Here is a 16630-nt window from a genome sequence, read left to right as displayed (position 1 = left end):
GGGTCCTCGGGGCGAGCCGAGTCACCCGGATCTGCCGGGCCTGCCGGGTTGTCCGGGAACACAGGGGGGTCGGGGAGTGGGTGCTCGGGGAGTGGACGTTCGGGGCGGCGCTGCTCGGCATGTCGGTGCTGGGTGTGTCGGTGCCGGCTGTGTCGATACAGGGCAAGGCGGGAATGGGGGTGGCTCGTTGAAGATCGTCGCAGGTCGTTCGTGCATCCCGTACCGCAGTTGGGTAACAGGTGTGCACCACTCGGAACCGGTCCCGCAGCGGCATGCGTCAGGACTCCCCGCCCGGGGATCGGCCGGCGAACGTCATACCCAGTGACATGTCGTTCAACGCCTTCAGGAACACGCCGGTTCGGACCGGACCCGACGGGTGCGCGGTGACTTCGACGACGTGCCTGTCGGTGACCTCGACTCGGATGTCGGTGAGCACGACATTCCACGCGACGCCCGACGACGTGGTCCCGCCCCCGGCGAACACCGCGCGCAGCCGGTCGGCTTCGGCCTTCGCGGCGTCCTTGGAGGCGGTGGCCACACACAGCACCTCGGTGCCCGCGGCACCGGACTTGCCCCGCACGCCCACCGCGATCCGCGGCCCGTTCGGCGTCTCGCCGCCGCCGGCCCGGTCGGTGAGCACCGCCGCGAGCGGGTGGTCCAGGCACTCGCCCAGGGACCTGGCATCCGAGTCGGCGCCCAGCTTCGCGCCGTGGGTGAGATTGGCGAGGCGCGCACCGGGACCGTAGCCGACCTGTCGATCGGACACCCGAACGGTGTTGAACCGGGCGGTGCCCAACGGGAGTTTCTGGGCGAGCGGGTCGTCGAAACCCAACTCGTTGTCGGCGCGCAGGCGGTACACGTTCGAGTCGCTCGGTTCGGGCTTGCCGCCCAACTCCTTGAGCTTGTCGGTCACCGTGCCCTTGTCGAAGCCGCCGACGAACACCCCGCCCTTGTCCGGTTCGCGACCCGCGGACCAAGCCTCGCGCGACTTCGCCGGGTCGAACCCCAAGGCCTGGGGCAGCTGTTCCCCCATCGTGGCGACGTCGGTGTAGCCCATGCCGAGCAGGCTCGCATACGGTCCGGCCCGGTCGGTGCCCCCGTTGGCCTTCACGATCGCCGCGGTGTCGCCGAACTCCAGCCACGCCCGCGTGCTCGCGTCGTCGCGCACGGCGTCCAACGCGCCGATGAACCCGGACTTCGAGCCGTCGTCGGAGTCGCCGCCGCACGCCGTCGTCCCGACCAGCGTCAGCAGGACCGTCACCGCCGGCACCACACCGCCGGCTATCCGGTGGTGTCGCCCGGACCGACCACTCCGACGTGTTCTCGCCGCCACGCGCGCACCCCGATCGTCGTGCTGCACTCCGCCGGACATACCTCACCCGTGGGCACGGGTCCGGGTCGCCCGATCATACTGCGCCGGCCACCCGGTTTCGCGTGGCGGATGCCCGGGAACCAACGGCGATCGACGGGCGGCCCCCCGCGCGGCCATGTGGTTGGTCCGTCGCCACGCCCCGGCCCGGTCGAGGGGCGCGTCGTCCACGGCCCCGGGTTTGTTTGAGAGCATGACCGGGTGAGCTCTGCCAACGAGAACCCCGCACCCACCTCGGCCGCCCTGTTCGCGCGTGCGCGGGCCGTCACCCCCGGCGGCGTCAACTCGCCGGTCCGCGCCTTCCGCGCGGTCGGCGGCACGCCGCGTTTCATGGTCTCGGGCCGAGGTCCGTACCTGACCGACGCGGACGGCCGCGAATACGTGGACCTGGTGTGCTCGTGGGGGCCGATGATTCTCGGCCACGCGCACCCCGCCGTACAGGAGGCGATCCGCGAGGCCGTCGCGCGCGGCACGTCGTTCGGCACGCCCGGCGTCGGCGAGGTCGAACTCGCCGAGGAGATCGTCTCCCGGGTCACGGCCGTCGAACAGGTCCGCCTGGTCAGCTCCGGCACCGAGGCCACGATGTCGGCGATCCGGCTCGCGCGCGGATTCACCGGGCGGGCCAAGGTGGTGAAGTTCGCCGGCTGCTACCACGGCCACGTGGACGCCCTCCTGGCCGCGGCCGGCTCCGGCCTGGCCACCCTGGGACTGCCCGACACCCCGGGCGTCACCGGCGCCTCCGCCGCCGACACGATCGTGCTCCCGTACAACGATCTCGCCGCCGTCGAGTCGGCGTTCGCCGTGCACGGCGACGAGATCGCGTGCGTGATCACCGAGGCCGCCCCCGGCAACATGGGCGTGGTCACCCCGCGCCCCGGCTTCAACGCCGGCCTCAAGGCGCTGTGCGAACGGCACGGCGCGCTGTTCGTCTCCGACGAGGTGATGACCGGCTTCCGGGTGTCCAAGGCGGGCTGGTTCGGGCTGGAGGGCGTCGTGCCCGATTTGATGACGTTCGGCAAGGTCATGGGCGGCGGCTTCCCGGCCGCGGCCTTCGGCGGCCGCTCCGACGTGATGGGCCGACTCGCGCCGCTGGGCCCGGTGTACCAGGCGGGCACCCTGTCGGGTAACCCGGTCGCCACCGCCGCCGGCGTCACCACGCTGCGCAACTGCACCGACGCGGTGTACAAGCACCTCGACCGGGCGTCGCTCGCGCTGCGCACCGAGGTTTCCGCCGCGCTCGGCAAGGAGGGCGTCGCGCACACGGTCTCCACCGCCGGCAGCATGTTCTCGATCTTCTTCACCGACCGGCCGGTGCACGACTACGACCAGGCGCGTGCCCAGGAGTCGTTCCGCTTCTCCGCGTTCTTCCACGCGATGCTGGACGCCGGCGTCTACCTGCCGCCGAGCGCGTTCGAGGCGTGGTTCCTGTCCGCCGCCCACGACGACGCGGCCGTGAACCGTATCCTCGACGCGCTGCCGGCCGCAGCCCGTGCCGCCGCGAGTGCCCAGGAGAACTGACGATGGCTCAGAAGCCGCAGACCGATCGGAAGTCGCACAACAGCGGCGACGTGACGATCGTCCACCTCATGCGTCATGGCGAGGTGCACAACCCGCACGGCATCCTTTACGGCCGCCTGCCCGACTACCACCTGTCGGAGCTGGGCCTGAAGATGGCCGAGCGGGTCGCCGACCACCTCTCCGGGCGCGACATCACGCACGTGGTGTCCTCGCCGTTGGAGCGCGCCCAGGAGACCGCCGCCCCGATCGCCGGCGCGCACAACCTGGAGATCGCCACCGACGAGCGCCTGATCGAGGCGGAGAACATCTTCCAGGGCAAGACCTTCGGGGTCGGCGACGGTTCGCTGCGCAACCCGGGTCACTGGAAGCACCTGACGAACCCGTTCAAGCCCTCGTGGGGCGAGCCGTACATCGAGCAGGTCGTGCGGATGATGGGCGCGCTCGGCGCGGCCAGGGACGCGGCGCGCGGGCACGAGGCGGTGTGCGTGAGCCACCAGTTGCCGATCTGGGTGACCCGCTCGTTCGTCGAGCGTCGTCGGCTGTGGCACGACCCGCGCAACCGGCAGTGCTCGCTCGCGTCGCTGACCACCTTCACCTACGAGGGGGACCGGATCGTCTCGGTCGGCTACAGCGAGCCGGCGCGCGACCTGCTGCCGGCCAAGCTCGCGGGCAAGCAGGCGAAGCAGAACAAGAGCTTCGGGGCGTAGCGCTCTCGCTTACTTCGGGGCACAACGCCCCATTTATATGGTGTGAATCGGGATGAACTGAAGCTGTGTCGGCGGCACGACGGACCCCGCGCGGAGCGGCCGTGAGGGCATGCGAAACTTTTCACATGCTCACACGCCGCCTGCCCCGTCGTGCCGCGCTGCTCTCGGCAGCCGCCCTGCTCGCCCTCACCGGCTGCGGCGGCATGAGCGCCGGCGGCAAGAGCGGCGGAGACGGCAAGGGTTACGTCGACAGCGACAACAGCGGGATCGTTCGGGCCAAGGTGGACAAACGCTCCAAGGCCCCGAAGGTCGCCGGCAAGACCCTGGACGGCAAGGACGTCAGCCTCGCCGACTTCCGGGGCAAGGTAGTGGTGCTCAATGTGTGGGGCTCGTGGTGTCCGCCCTGTCGTGCCGAGGCCGCCGACTTCCAGCAGGCACACCTGGAGACGCAGGACAAGGGTGTGCAGTTCCTGGGCATCAACACCCGTGACGCCACCCAGGACAACGCACTCGCGTTCACCAGCAGCAAGGGCATCACCTACCCGAGCCTGTGGGACCCGGACGCGCGCGAAATCCTGAAGTTCACCGGCCAGTTGAACCCGAACGCGATCCCCAGCACGCTGATCATCGACCGCGAGGGCCGGATCGCGGCCCGCGTCCTGCGCGCGGTCACCATCGAGGAACTGCGCTCGATGATCGACCCCGTCCTCAACGAGCAGGTCTGATCCGGTGCTTGTCGCAGCGGACGGGATCAACAGCACGGTCTACACCGGCTCGCTCCTCGCGGCCCTGCCGATCGCCGTGCTCGCCGGCCTGATCTCGTTCTTCTCGCCGTGCGTGCTGCCGTTGGTCCCCGGCTACCTCAGCTACGTCACCGGTGTCTCCGGCGCGGACCTCAAGGACTCCCGGCGCGGCCGGCTCTTCCTGGGCGCGCTGCTGTTCGTGCTCGGCTTCACCGCGGTGTTCGTCTCGATGGGCGCCGCGTTCGGTTACTTCGGCAAGACCTTGATCGAACACCAGTCGACGATCACGAAGATCTTCGGCGGGGTCACCATCGTGCTGGGCCTGTCCTTCATGGGCGTGCTCCCCGGCATGCAGCGCGAGTTTCGGATGCACAAGCGGCCGACCATAGGACTGGTCGGCGCGCCACTGCTCGGCATGGTCTTCGGCCTCGGGTGGGCGCCGTGCGTCGGGCCGACGCTGACGGCCGTACTGACCCTGTCCACGAGCGAGGCCAGCGCGAACCGGGGCGCGCTGCTCACGGTCGCCTATTGTCTCGGCCTCGGGTTGCCGTTCCTGTTCACCGCGGTCGCGTTCCGCAAGGCGCTCGGTGCGTTCGGCTGGGTCAAGCAGCACTACGTCTGGGTGATGCGGATCGGCGGCGGCATGCTCGTGCTGCTCGGCGTGCTCATGCTCACGGGGGCGTGGGACCAAGTGATGCGCGAGACGCAGTCCTGGGCAACGCGATACCGGATCGGATTCTGATGAGCCCCACCGCCCGAAGCGACGAAGAGCTCGACAAGCTCGACCGGACCGAGCCGCCCGAGGCCCGGGCGGATGCCGGCATCTCGACGACGCCCGCGCAGGACGACGGCGGCGACGACGAGATCCGCCAGCCGCAACTGGGCGTGGTCGGCTGGCTGCGCTGGGTGTGGCGGCAACTGACGTCGATGCGGGTCGCGTTGATCCTGCTGTTCATGCTGTCGATCGCGGCGACCCCGCCGACACTGATCCCGCAGCGACCGGTCAGCCCGATCAAGGTGAGCCAGTACTTCCGCGACCATCCCACCCGCGCGAAGGTGATGGACAAGTTCCAACTCTTCGACGTGTTCGCGTCGTGGTGGTTCGCGTCGATCTACATCCTGCTGTTCGTCTCGCTCGCCGGCTGCATCGTGCCGCGCGTGTGGGCCCACGCGAAGACGCTGCGGGCCAAGCCGCCGGCGGTGCCGCGGCACATGGGCCGGCTCCCGGCGTACGCGCGATGGGAGACCTCGGCCGACCCGGACGCGGTGCTGGTGGCCGCGCGGGCCGCGCTCAGGAAGCGCCGATTCCGGCTGCACCCGAGCCCGGGTTCGATCGCGGCGGAGAAGGGCTACGCCCGCGAGACGGGCAACCTGCTCTTCCACATCGCGCTGTTCGGGATCCTGGTCGCGTTCGCGCTCGGCAGCCTCTACAGCGTCAAGGGCGGCAAGATCGTCGTCGAGGGCGGCAGTTTCGCCAACGTGCTCACCCAGTACGACGACCGTCAGTTCGGCGCCCTGGTCGACTCGGACAGCCTGGAGCCGTTCGGGTTCCGGCTGAACTCGGTCGAACAGACCTTCCAGCCGACCGGCGCCAAGCGCGGCGAACCGCGCTCCTTCACCGCCAACATCGAGTCCTGGTACGGGCACGAGGGCAAGGACAAGAAGGGGACCATCAAGGTCAACCACCCCCTCGAGGTGGGCGACACGAAGGTCTTCATGATCGCCACCGGCTACGCGCCGTTGGTGACCGTGCGCGACGCCACGGGCAAGGTCGTCCACTCGGGCCCGACGGTGTTCCTGCCTCAGGACGGCAACCGCACCTCGACCGGCGTGATCAAGGTCCCCGACGTCAGCCCGGGGCTCAAGCAACTCGCCTTCGACGCCCAGTTCCTGCCCAGCGCGCCGATCGACCAGCAGGGCAACCTGCTCATCGACCCCAAGCGTGGGCCGATCTCGGTGTTCCCGTCGCTGCTCAACCCCAGGCTCATGGTCAGCGGCTACGAGGGCGACCTGGGCATGGACTCGGGCGTCCCGCAGAACCTCTACGCCCTCAAGGCCGACAAGATGACCAAGTTCATGGCCGGCGACGACGTCTGGCGCAAGGCGCTCAAGGTCGGCGACACCGTCGAACTGCCCAACGGCGCGGGCACCATGACCTTCGACGGCGTCAAGACCTGGGCCAACTTCCAGGTCGCCAGCGAGCCCGGAAAGGGTCTCGCACTCTTCAGCGTGGTGGCCGCGATCGTCGGCCTCGTGCTGTCACTGTTCGTACGCCGGCGCCGGATGTGGGTGCGCGCGGTGGAGGGCCCCGACGGCCACACGGTCGTCGAGGTCGGCGGGCTCGCCCGCACCGAGGGCGGTGGACTCGGCGAAGAGGTACAGGAGTTCGTGGACGCGCTGCGCGAGGCCGCGCCGGCGAACTCACCCGGCACCAAGGTCAAGGAGTGAGCGTGGAGGTCAACGAGAACCTCGCACAGTTCAGCAACGTCCTGATGTATTCGGCGATCGCCGTCTACCTGATGGCGTTCTTCGCGTACTGCATGGAATGGACGTTCGGTACGAGCGGTGCGGTGGCCCAGCGATCGGCGACGCTGTCGGTCGAGGTCGCCGAACCCGTGGCGGTCGGCGCGGCCGGCGGTGTGGCCTTGGCGGAGCGGCCCAAGGTGGTCGTGCGCGACATCGGGCACGAGGGCAGCGACGCCGACGACCAGGGCAACGTGTCGGGCGGCAACGAACGCGCCGACCGGCTCGGCCGCGTCGCGATCTCGCTCACGGTGCTCGGCTTCCTGCTGCACGCCGGCTCCGTACTGGCGCGCGGCATCGCGGTCGAGCGGGCGCCGTGGGGCAACATGTACGAGTTCTCCACGGCCGTGTCGATGGTCGTGGTGGCGGCGTTCCTGGTGTTGCTGTGGAAGTACCCGGTGCGCTGGCTGGGCCTGTTCGTGACGCTCCCGGTGCTGACCACGCTGGGCATCGCGGTCACGGTGCTGTACACCGACTCCGAGCAGTTGGTGCCGGCGCTCGACTCGTACTGGCTGTGGATCCACGTCGCGTCGGCGATCGTGTCGTTCGGCGCCTTCCACATCGGCGCGCTCGCGTCGATCCTGTTCCTGTTCCGGCAGAAGTACGAGGGCAAGATCGCCCGCGGCGACAAGCTCGGCCGCTTCGACGAGAAGCTGGCCCGCCTGCCGAGCGCGGCCTCGCTGGACAAGACGGCCTACCGGGTCAACGCGATCATCTTCCCGCTGTGGACCTTCGCGATCGTCTGCGGCGCGATCTGGGCCGAGAACGCCTGGGGCCGCTACTGGGGTTGGGACCCCAAGGAGGTCTGGTCCTTCATCACCTGGGTGGCCTACGCGGCCTACCTGCACTCGCGCGCCACGGCGGGTTGGAAGGGCACCAAGGCGGCAATCGTCTCCCTGATCGCCTTCGCCTGCTTCCTCTTCAACTACTACGGCGTCAACATCTTCGTCAACGGCCTGCACTCGTACGCGGGCGTCTGACCCGTACGTCGGCCCCGGCACCCCCACTTGGCGGGCGCCGGGGCCGACGTGTGTTCGGGTGACCGCGCGGATGCCACCGCGTGATCGGTGAAGCCGGCCCGCCCGACTACGCCTCGGCAGCGACCGATTCGGTGACGACGGGGCCCAGGCTCTCGCCCGGCGCGGGGATGGCGGCCGACCCGGGGTCGCCGAGCATCGCGGCGGTAAGCAGATTTTCGTCCCGATAGCCGCGGAGCGGCATCACGTACATCGCGATCGACCCGGTGACCAGCCCCGGATCGATCCCACTCGCGAGAAACCACGACGTCGGCCCACCCGAACCGGGGAACCACCCGCACTCGCCCCCGGGCCACCCGGCGACCACCTCGGCGACGATTCCCAGCCCCTGCCCCCGGACGAACCGCCGCGGCGGCACAAGCGGTTGCGTGTACCCGTACGGCGACCATGTCGACCGAGGCACCACTTCCTGCACCCCGACGAGCAGCACGTGGGTCAGCTCGCCGGTTTCGAGGGTGGCGTACTGGGTCCGGATGTCCACCGTCACCCAGTCCACGGTGGAGCACAACGCGGCGTCGGCCACCAACTCGGAGAGCATCAGGACCACATCGTCGCGCCACTCCCCGTCGAGTTCGGCCTCCTCACACACTCGCCGCATACTCGCCCGGGCCAGTCCGGCCGACTCCCCGGCCCGCACGAAACTCTTTCGAATCGCAATCTCGGTACTCACCGCTCCCGCCCCTTCGGGTCCTGACCGTTCAGGGCCCGGGACAAGCTCGCGTGCAACAACTCGGCCCGCACGGAGTCGAGAAGCAGTTCGGTGATGCTCGTGGGTTGCCCCTCGCCGTCGTGCACGAGAAGGGGAACGGAGACGACACCGGTCTGCTTGTCCCGCAGCAGCGGCGTATCGGGATTGACGGTGGTGAATCGGATGTCGGCCATGACTGTCTGCACCCTTTCCGTAACGGATGGCTAGATTTCATCAGTCTCTACTTGTCTCAGGGCATCGCGCAATCTCACTGCGGCATGCAATTGCAAATTTTCTCGACACACAGGGAGCGCGCCGCCACACTGGGCGACGTGAACACATCAAGCCCTGTGGTGCGCAGACGGCGACTCGGCCTCGAACTGCGAGCGATCCGCGAGACGAACACGCGACTCAACGGCGACGACGCGGCGCGTGCCCTCGGTTGGTCGAACTCGAAGCTGTCGCGCATAGAAACAGGCCGCACCGCTCCGACGGCGGCGGATGTGACGAAACTGCTCGACCTGTACAAGGTGGAAGACGCCGAACGTCGCGACGAACTTGCCGTCCTGACCCGTGAGGCCCGCAAGAAGGGCTGGTGGCAGCTCTACAGCGAGGTGCCGTACTCGACGTACATCGGCCTTGAGGCCGAGGCATCGCAGATGCTCACATACCAACACGTGGTGCCGGGTCTGTTCCAAACCGAGCACTATGCCGAGGCCATCAACCGCGCCACGACGATCGGCCTGAACGAGGATGCTCTGGAACAGCGTCTCGAAGTGCGCATGACAAGGCAGCGGATCCTCACGAGGTCGGCTCCCTTGGAGGTACGCGCGCTGCTCGACGAGGCCGCGATCCGCCGGGTCGTCGGCGGACCGCAGGTGATGCGCGAGCAACTCGAACGCTTGCTGGAAATGGCTGAGCTTCCCAACGTCATCGCACAGGTCATTCCGTTCTCAGCGGGCGGTCACTTTGGGACACTGGTAGGACCGTTCGTCATCCTGAACTACGCGCATCCCGCCGACCCGGACATCGTGTACGTCGAAGGCAGCACGGACCCATACCCTGACCGGGACGGCGAGATCGAGCAGTACGGCGTGATGTTCGATCACATGAGAGCCGCCGCGCTGAGCGTCGCCGCGACGCAGACATTGATCCGGAATCAGGTGAAGGACCTTTGAACGTGACCCAGCAGGCCGACATCTTCTCGTGGCGGACGTCCACGTACAGCCAGGGCAACGGTGAGTGTGTCGAAATCGCGCCCACGGCCGCGATGGACACCCTGATCCGAGACAGCAAGGACCGCGCCGCAGGCTCGATCCAGGCTTCGCCGCGAGCCTGGACCGCACTGCTCCACAGCATCCAAGGCTGACCCACACGAGAGAAACTGCTTCGCGGATGCGCGAAGCAGTCTCTTCACGTCGCCACCGGCTGCCGGCCTCGGCCACTCGTTCGCGAAGTGGGGATCGCGTCCATAAGGATCTCGTCCACGCGCCTACCCGCCCACAGTGCGCTGCGGCGGCGATGACCGATGAGGCGAAATCCCGCTTGTTTGTAGGCGCGAATGCCGGCGACGTTGGGTTCGAGGACGGTCAGGTACACGTTCTCCAGGCCCTCGTCCTCGAAGCCGACGTCGAGGACGAGGCGTGTGGCGGGAGCCGCGAGTCCACGGCCTCGGCCCTCCTCCCCGAGGGTGATCAGGTACTCGGCAGCCGCGACGGGACGGTCGATCGACAAGGTCGCAGTGCCGACGGGGAGCGGGCCGGCGCCGTGGTCCCGGCGAGCCGGGTCGTAGATGGTGACGTGCCTGTTTTCCCCCGACAACATGACGTCGAGCCCGGTGCGTAGCGCCTCGCGGTCCTCGAGTTCGGTGCGTCCGTTGCCTCTCATGGTCACGGGGTCATTGGTCCAGCGGAGGTAGACGTCCAAGAGATCTCGGCGCAGAGGCCCGATCGCGACGGTGCCGTCGGAACGGAAAAGCTCGGGTCCGGTCAGGTGCGCGATGACGATCGCCTCCCGGGAATGCGAAGGACGGATGTATAGGCGGCGGTGCTCGCCGGTTCGTCGATGGGCTCTCCCGAGCCAGTGTGCTCGATCCACGCGTGCAGGCGGACCGGATCGGGAGCGATGCCTTGGCACCACGCGGCCGAGCGGCCGCGGAGTGTCAACAAAACCAGTGCTGCGGTGCTCTGTTCCAGACATACAGCCCGTGTGGGGCACCATCGTGAGGCATAACGAACGGCTCGGACGGATTCGATGGCCACGTCGAGGTCGGCGTGCGGTGCTCGGCGAAGTGCGTTCCATCGGGTGATGGTTCGGGCGAGCGTCAGATGCCGGGCAAAATAGCGTCGGCGCCTGCCCAGGTGGGTGATGGTCAACACTGCGACCAACGAGAGGCAGGCGGCGGCGCCGACCCGCAGCGACGGTCGCAGGTCGTGCGGGAGTGCGACCGGGACTGTATGCGTACCCCAGTTGGGCCCAGGGTCGTGTCCGACGATGGGTGCGGGCCAGGGAGCGGGCCGCGTCGTCAGGGTAAGCAGTCCGGCGGCGATGAGGGCTTCGGTCAAACCCGTGGCCTCGGTGGCGGACAGGTTTGCGGTGACGGCGGCCGTGTGGTTGTCGCCGGTGGAGGCGAGAGTGCGCCACCATGTGGCGGCGGGTTCCATGAGGGTCTGGACTGCGCCGTCGCGAGTGTCCATGAGCACGATTACGCCGCTCGCAGCGAAGTCGACGGCGTAGGTGCGCAGGCCGGTTGTGATGTGGATGCTCACTCGTTCTCCCGGGGGTGGGCGGCGGGCCCATAGCGCCACTTGTAGGCCGGGGTCTCGTGATGGGCACGCAGCCACATCTCCGTGGCGAGCACGGGTTCGACGTCGTCGCCGGGCCCGATACCGGCGGCGGTACGCCGCGCGGTCACGTGGAAGGCGTCGATGTCGAGCAGGCCAAGAGCGGCGAGATGTCCGTCGGCCAAGAGGAGGACGGTGTCCATGTTTGTCCGCATTCCTCGGATGTGGTCGCTGGTCGACTCGCCTTTGGTGACTCGGGCGGCGATCGAGGCGGGGAGGATTTGTGGCAGTGCCCGGATGAGCAGGGGCTTATAGGCGTCGGGGCGGCTACGGGTCGGGGACGGACAGGCAAGAGCAGCGGCGACAACGTTCGAGTCGCAGAATGTGTTGTGAAGTGGTACCCCGCTGAGCGTGTGGGCAAGGGAGGCGTCGGCTGCAGCGGTGCGGCCGATCTCGCCGATCTGGTCCCATGTCACCGCGTTCGCCAGGTCACCGATCGGGGCCGCGTGGTCGGCGCGGCGGGCGGCTTCCTTGTAGACGTTCGCCGCCGAGTACCTCGCGCTCTCAGTCGCCCATGCTGCCGGTGGTTCCACGGGTAGGAGCGAGATGCCGCCGGGGCCCTTCGCCTCCCCGGTCAGTACTCGGGCGGCGCGTCGAAATGCGAGGGCATAGGGCGTTCCGGCCGCCACTTGAGCCTGTTTGAAAAGCTGCACCGGGTGGGTGCGGCGGACCTGGGCCCAACCGAGTGCGTGGTTGAGCGCTGTGTGCGGGCGGCCGGTGCGCAACAGGTCGGCGAGATAGAGCAGAGGTGGGGACAGGAGCGTGTCCCCGCCGTCACCGGTGAGATGGCCGTCGCTGCCGAAGGTGTCCCGGACGTAACGGAGTTGGTGAGCGAAGAAAACGTGACCGATCGTCGCTGGAGCGGGCTCGTCGGTGGGGGGCAGGATCTCTTCGAGTCCAGTGAAGAGTTGGTGGCGGTCATCGAGCGCGAGCATGTGGTGTTCGATGGCCGAATGGGCAGCCGCGGCGGTCACGTGATCCAGGTCGCCTCCGGTCGGTGCGTCCTGGTGATGCAGGGTCACAGCCGCCACCGATCGCCCTTGCCCGGCAAGGTTTTCTGCTGCGACGCGGGTCACCGCCGTCGAATCCATACCGCCACTGAGGTCGGCAGTGAGGCGTTGGCATTGGAAGGTCCGAAGTTCGACGGACGCGGTCAGGGCGTTCCCGAAGCGGGTGGCGGCCTCGGTTGCGTTGGTTGTCGGCTCGGCGGACCAGAGCGCGATTGGTGCTCGTACCTCGGCGGGCGTCAGGTCCACGCGGTGCCCACCGGGGACTCGGTGGATGCCGGTGAACGCCGACAGGGTGGGTATGGCACTCGGATTGGCGGGGGTGAGCAGCCGCACCGCCAACCACATCGGATTTACAGCCGCGTGGATCAATCCCGCGAGTGCCCGGGCCGAGGTGGACCACGCCGGCCCCGACGGTGCTCGAGTCCAGTACAAGGGGACGGCAGATGCCAGATCTGCGTACAAGGCGATGCGGCGCTCGCTGATCTCGACCAGCACGTAGGCGCCCGGCCATCGCCACAGGTCCGGCGGACGCACGCCCTGAACGGCGATCTTGTGCAAAGCGTGATCGTCGGCGCCGCAGGTGCCGAGCACGCAAACCATTCGACGGGCCGATCGTCCGGTTCGGATGTCTGGAAGCGGTCCTTCGGGGATCAACCACAAAGGCAGTCGGTCATGGGCCATTGCAGACAGCGGTAGCGGCGTTGTGCCGAGAGGTGCACCAGGGACAAATCCACCCATGATCATGCGCTCTTGTTCCTTTCGATACGCGGAAGGGATGAGATGCCGTCGGCCGCCCTCGCGCGGGCAAGGGCGGCCGACGGATTCGCGGTCAGCGCATGGTCGTCGCGTAGACCTTGCGCTTGTTCTCGCTGCCGCTCGTGGTGCCGCCACGAGTCAGGGCGCCGGCGGTGCCGAGCGTGATGGGCAGGATGGTGCGGGAGAGACGAGGATCGCGGACTTCGGGCTGCTTCATCGGGTACCTCCTGGCTGGGGATGGCGGATGTGCCATCACGACCTAGGACAGCACCGTCCGGCGCGAACGAGCCTGCGATGTGCGGGATGTGCATGCCGTATGCGAATCGTGCACATAACCTCGACGGAGCGTGATCATCTGGCTACGGTGAGGCGGATATCCCTGCGTCTGATCGGGGGCACGAGATGGCAGATCTGTGGGACTCACCGCATATGCACGCCCTCGTTCGCGATTGTCGGGTTGGTCCTCTGGTTCGGGCCGGGCGTACTGCAAAGGGCATGAGGCAAGCGGATCTCGGGCTCCTCATCGGCTACTCGCAGTCGGCTGTGTCCCGCCTCGAAACGGGGCAGGGGAAAGATGACCTCGCGAAGCTGCGGGCTGCGGCCGTCGCCGTGGGCATGCCGCCTCGTGTCCTCGCCGCAGTACTCGGTGTGACGGAGCCGCTACCCGCTAGGGTGGTTGTGACCGCCGAGCGGCGGGACGAGGAGGAGCCAATGCGCCGTCGTTCGCTGCTGGCCGGCTCGCTGGCCGCCGTTCCGGGGGCGCTTCTGGTCGGTGTCGATAATGCGTTGGCTACTATTCCCACCACCACCGGCGGTCCGGCCGGCTCGGTGGACGTTCTTCAGTGGCTCGGTCGTGCTCGTGCGTCGTACGACGCAGGCGATCACGCCCGGCTCATCGCTGCGATGCCGGATTTGCTTGCGACTGCGCACACGGCCGCGCAAGAGGCTGTCGACGAAGGGGCGTTGTCCCGCCTCGCCGCGTGCTACGACCTGTGCGCCCAGACCATGTCCAAGCTCGGCCGATACAGCGCCGCACGGAGCGCCGCCGACCGTGCGACTGTCTACGCCCATCAATCCGGAGCACCGCTCGCGCAGGCCGCTTCGGCGCGCATGCTCGGCATCGTGCTCCGGCACCAAGGACAAGGAGCGATTGCGCAGCGCATCACCTTGGAGGCTGCCGCACGGGTTGAGCGCACGGGTCTGCGGACCCCAGAGCAGGCCGCGACCTATGCCCAGATGTTGTGTACTTGCGCGTACACGGCCGCCGGGTCGGAGGATCGCGGGACGGCGCTCGAACTGATGCGCGACGCCCGAAGGGCTGCGGCGCGCATCCCTGAACGCCTCGCCGGCAACGACGCGGTCAAGATCACGTCCGCGTCGGTGACACTTTACGAGGTGGGTGTCCACTGGGCGCTCGGCGACGCGGGGGCCGCTGTCCACGCCAGCCGTGATCTCACATCGCGCCACTTCGACACGCCCGAGCGCAGAGGCCGCTTCCACACCGACATGGCGCGCTCCTGGTGGCTGTGGGGCAAGCCGGACCAGACTGTCGCAGCCCTCATGGAGGCGTTGCGTGAGGCGCCGGCGGAGGTCCGCAATCGACCGTCCATGCGAGCGCTGACCCACGACCTCGCACAGCGCCATCCTCGGGCTGTCGGTGTGAAGGAACTCGTCCGAGCTGTCGGTGTTTGATCGCCTCACGATCGGGAGGTTGATTGCGCCATGTCGGCCCCGGCATCCATGAAGGGGTTCGGGCCGATGTGTTGCGGTGAGTGGAACGGTCAGGAATCGAGAAGCGTTGGGGGTGGGGGCGGAACTAGCGTCTTGGGCATGACATTTATCGGATCCGTCACCCTTGATGTGGCCGACCTCGCGGCTGCCGAGCGCTTCTATACCTCCGCTTTCGGATTGGGCTCGCAGATACGGTTGCGGGCCTCGGAGGCGCCTTCGACCGGCTTTCGTGGGTTCCTGCTCGCGCTTACGGTGTCCCAGCCGGGCACCGTGGACAGCCTTGTCGGCACGGCTCTCGATGCCGGGGCCACGTTGTTGAAGCCGGCCGCGAAGTCGCTCTGGGGCTACAGCGGTGTCGTGCGTGCTCCGGACGGGACGATCTGGAAGGTCGCGGCGTCGGCGAAGAAGGACACCGGTCCGGTCACTCGGGAGATCGACGAGATCGTGCTCCTGCTGGGAGTTGCGGACGTGGCCGCGAGCAAGCGGTTCTACGTCGGTCAGGGTCTCGCCGTGGCGAAGAGCTTCGGCCGCGTGTACGTCGAATTCGACGCCGGGTCGGGGCCCGTCAAGCCGGCGCTGTATCGGCGTCGTGCCCTTGCCAAGGAGGCCGGTGTCCCTGTCGACGGCACCGGATCGCACCGGCTCACGATCGGCGGCGACGCGGGGTCCTTCACCGACCCGGACGGCTTTGCCTGGGAGGCGGCATCGCCGGCACTCACACCCTGATGCGGTGATGCCGCCCGGTGGGCAACGGGCTGTGTTCGGGCGGTTGTTGCCGGTCGCGGTGCCAGGCCGGCGGTCGTTGTGTCGGAGGTGGGGCCGATCGATGGATTCGGTTGGTGGGTGCGAACAGGCGCTTCAGGGAGGGGACTTCCGCCTGAAGATCCCTCTCGCGTAGTTCTTCGCCGGGCCGGCACCATCCGAATCACGGTGGGCCCGCGTGTTACCGGACCTGCGGTGGGAACGGCGGCTGCGCCGCAGGTCGGTGGGGCTCCTGTAACCGCTCGCCGCGTCGGACCGCGACCGCTGCCACCAGGGAAAACGCATAGTCGCCAGGGAGCGGAACGGGGCGAATCGGGCGCACCCTGTTCCCGCTCGTGACCATGTAACCGGTCTGTGACGGCGGCGTCGTGGAGCGACGACGCAGGTATCCCCTCGGCCCACGGCCGCTTCATAGTGGATCAGGCAGCCACCGAGGAACCGAAAACGCTTCGGCTCCAACGACCTGAAACCAAGGGGTTTTTCACATGTCCGCCAACCGCTTCAAGGCCGTCTTCGTCTCCGCAGCCCTCGTCGGCGGCGCCATGCTGATGACCGCGTGCCAGGAATCGGACTCGGGCTCGAATGCCGCGCAGGGCTCCCCGGCCGCCCCTCCGGCCGCCCAGCCGGTGGTCCCCCCGCCTGCCCCCTCGGCCACGGGCGGCAACCAAAACGGCGGCGGGAACAACGCCGCCGGCAAGGACTCCGCCACCAAGAACTCCCCTGCCGCCCAGAAGGATTCCCCCACCAAGGAATCCTCCGGCAAGACCTCCGGCGGGCAAGGCACCACGACCGGCGGCGCCGGATCCGGCGACAGCGGCTCGATCGGCAAGTGCCGCACCGCCGACCTGCAGATGCGGGCGGAAGACGCGACCATCAGCGGCGACGCCGACCACACCGTCCTGGTGACGTTCAGGAACATCGGCCACAACTGCACGATGTCCGG

At 68.3% G+C, this 16630-nt stretch carries 17 protein-coding genes and 1 pseudogene; 11 read left to right on the top strand and 7 right to left on the bottom strand.

Translation table 11 applies throughout. From position 1 onward, the window contains the following. Positions 1-277: 277 nt before the first annotated feature. Positions 278-1261 carry a hypothetical protein gene (locus GT354_RS12395; protein ID WP_161356351.1) on the bottom strand — a complete coding sequence of 328 codons (984 nt, stop codon included), beginning with the start codon at positions 1259-1261 and terminating at the stop codon, positions 278-280. A gap of 309 nt (positions 1262-1570) precedes the next feature. Between GT354_RS12395 and hemL the strand changes: the two genes are divergently transcribed. The 6 genes from hemL to ccsB all read left to right on the top strand — a co-directional run bounded on the left by hemL (position 1571) and on the right by ccsB (position 7840). After that, positions 1571-2887: a glutamate-1-semialdehyde 2,1-aminomutase gene (gene hemL, locus GT354_RS12390; RefSeq protein ID WP_161356350.1), complete on the top strand. Its 1317-nt coding sequence runs from the start codon at positions 1571-1573 to the stop codon at positions 2885-2887. Between the two features lie 2 nt (positions 2888-2889). Continuing rightward, complete coding sequence (locus GT354_RS12385; protein ID WP_161356349.1) at positions 2890-3594, top strand: histidine phosphatase family protein; 705 nt, start codon at positions 2890-2892, stop codon at positions 3592-3594. A 125-nt stretch (positions 3595-3719) separates the two neighbouring features. Further along, a complete protein-coding gene (locus GT354_RS12380; protein ID WP_161356348.1) occupies positions 3720-4319 on the top strand; it encodes a TlpA disulfide reductase family protein in 600 nt (199 codons plus the stop codon). Positions 4320-4323: 4 nt separating this feature from the next. Further along, entirely contained in the window at positions 4324-5079 is a 756-nt protein-coding gene (locus GT354_RS12375; protein WP_161356347.1) for a cytochrome c biogenesis protein CcdA, read from the top strand. Further along, complete coding sequence (locus GT354_RS12370; protein ID WP_161356346.1) at positions 5079-6785, top strand: cytochrome c biogenesis protein ResB; 1707 nt, start codon at positions 5079-5081, stop codon at positions 6783-6785. The genes GT354_RS12375 and GT354_RS12370 overlap by 1 nt, the downstream gene beginning before the upstream one ends. Positions 6786-6829: 44 nt before the next feature. Further along, positions 6830-7840 (top strand): c-type cytochrome biogenesis protein CcsB, encoded by a 1011-nt coding sequence (gene ccsB / locus GT354_RS12365; protein ID WP_161356366.1) that lies wholly within the window; start codon positions 6830-6832, stop codon positions 7838-7840. A gap of 106 nt (positions 7841-7946) precedes the next feature. On the opposite strand, the gene GT354_RS12360 is transcribed toward ccsB, so the two are convergent. Together GT354_RS12360 and GT354_RS12355 are read right to left on the bottom strand one after the other, a co-directional pair. Next, positions 7947-8567 (bottom strand): hypothetical protein, encoded by a 621-nt coding sequence (locus GT354_RS12360; RefSeq protein WP_161356345.1) that lies wholly within the window; start codon positions 8565-8567, stop codon positions 7947-7949. Then, a complete protein-coding gene (locus GT354_RS12355; RefSeq protein WP_161356343.1) occupies positions 8564-8779 on the bottom strand; it encodes a hypothetical protein in 216 nt (71 codons plus the stop codon). Before GT354_RS12355 ends, GT354_RS12360 begins: the two co-directional genes overlap by 4 nt. 84 nt (positions 8780-8863) lie before the next feature. Between GT354_RS12355 and GT354_RS12350 the strand changes: the two genes are divergently transcribed. Further along, positions 8864-9763, top strand: coding sequence for a helix-turn-helix transcriptional regulator (locus GT354_RS12350; RefSeq protein WP_161356342.1), 900 nt, complete (start codon positions 8864-8866; stop codon positions 9761-9763). Positions 9764-9765: 2 nt separating this feature from the next. Further along, a complete protein-coding gene (locus tag GT354_RS12345) occupies positions 9766-9954 on the top strand; it encodes a DUF397 domain-containing protein (RefSeq protein WP_346011996.1) in 189 nt (62 codons plus the stop codon). 44 nt (positions 9955-9998) lie between these two features. Here GT354_RS12345 and GT354_RS12340 read toward each other — a convergent pair whose 3' ends face one another. The 4 genes from GT354_RS12340 to GT354_RS12325 form a co-directional block, all read right to left on the bottom strand. Then, positions 9999-10682 carry a GNAT family protein gene (locus GT354_RS12340; RefSeq protein WP_346011995.1) on the bottom strand — a complete coding sequence of 228 codons (684 nt, stop codon included), beginning with the start codon at positions 10680-10682 and terminating at the stop codon, positions 9999-10001. Further along, positions 10574-11353 carry a lasso peptide biosynthesis B2 protein gene (locus GT354_RS12335; RefSeq protein ID WP_161356339.1) on the bottom strand — a complete coding sequence of 260 codons (780 nt, stop codon included), beginning with the start codon at positions 11351-11353 and terminating at the stop codon, positions 10574-10576. The genes GT354_RS12340 and GT354_RS12335 overlap by 109 nt, the downstream gene beginning before the upstream one ends. After that, the gene (locus GT354_RS12330) at positions 11350-13176 is read right to left on the bottom strand and encodes an albusnodin/ikarugamycin family macrolactam cyclase (protein WP_272923808.1); all 1827 of its coding nucleotides are present in this window, start codon (positions 13174-13176) and stop codon (positions 11350-11352) included. Before GT354_RS12330 ends, GT354_RS12335 begins: the two co-directional genes overlap by 4 nt. Before the next feature lie 91 nt (positions 13177-13267). Then, positions 13268-13411, bottom strand: coding sequence for an albusnodin family lasso peptide (locus GT354_RS12325; RefSeq protein ID WP_161356337.1), 144 nt, complete (start codon positions 13409-13411; stop codon positions 13268-13270). 185 nt (positions 13412-13596) lie between these two features. Between GT354_RS12325 and GT354_RS12320 the strand changes: the two genes are divergently transcribed. The 3 genes and pseudogenes from GT354_RS12320 to GT354_RS12310 form a co-directional block, all read left to right on the top strand. Beyond that, the gene (locus GT354_RS12320) at positions 13597-14886 is read left to right on the top strand and encodes a helix-turn-helix transcriptional regulator (RefSeq protein WP_161356336.1); all 1290 of its coding nucleotides are present in this window, start codon (positions 13597-13599) and stop codon (positions 14884-14886) included. A 138-nt stretch (positions 14887-15024) separates the two neighbouring features. Further along, positions 15025-15651 carry a glyoxalase gene (locus tag GT354_RS12315; RefSeq protein ID WP_161356334.1) on the top strand — a complete coding sequence of 209 codons (627 nt, stop codon included), beginning with the start codon at positions 15025-15027 and terminating at the stop codon, positions 15649-15651. A 521-nt stretch (positions 15652-16172) separates the two neighbouring features. After that, positions 16173-16630, top strand: a pseudogene (locus GT354_RS12310) (DUF4232 domain-containing protein); the annotation flags it as partial.

It is taken from the genome of Streptomyces sp. SID3343, assembly GCF_009865215.1.
GTDB lineage: Bacteria > Actinomycetota > Actinomycetes > Streptomycetales > Streptomycetaceae > Embleya.
Note: the sequence above shows the minus strand (reverse complement) of the source record. Positions and strands in the feature narration are given on the sequence as shown.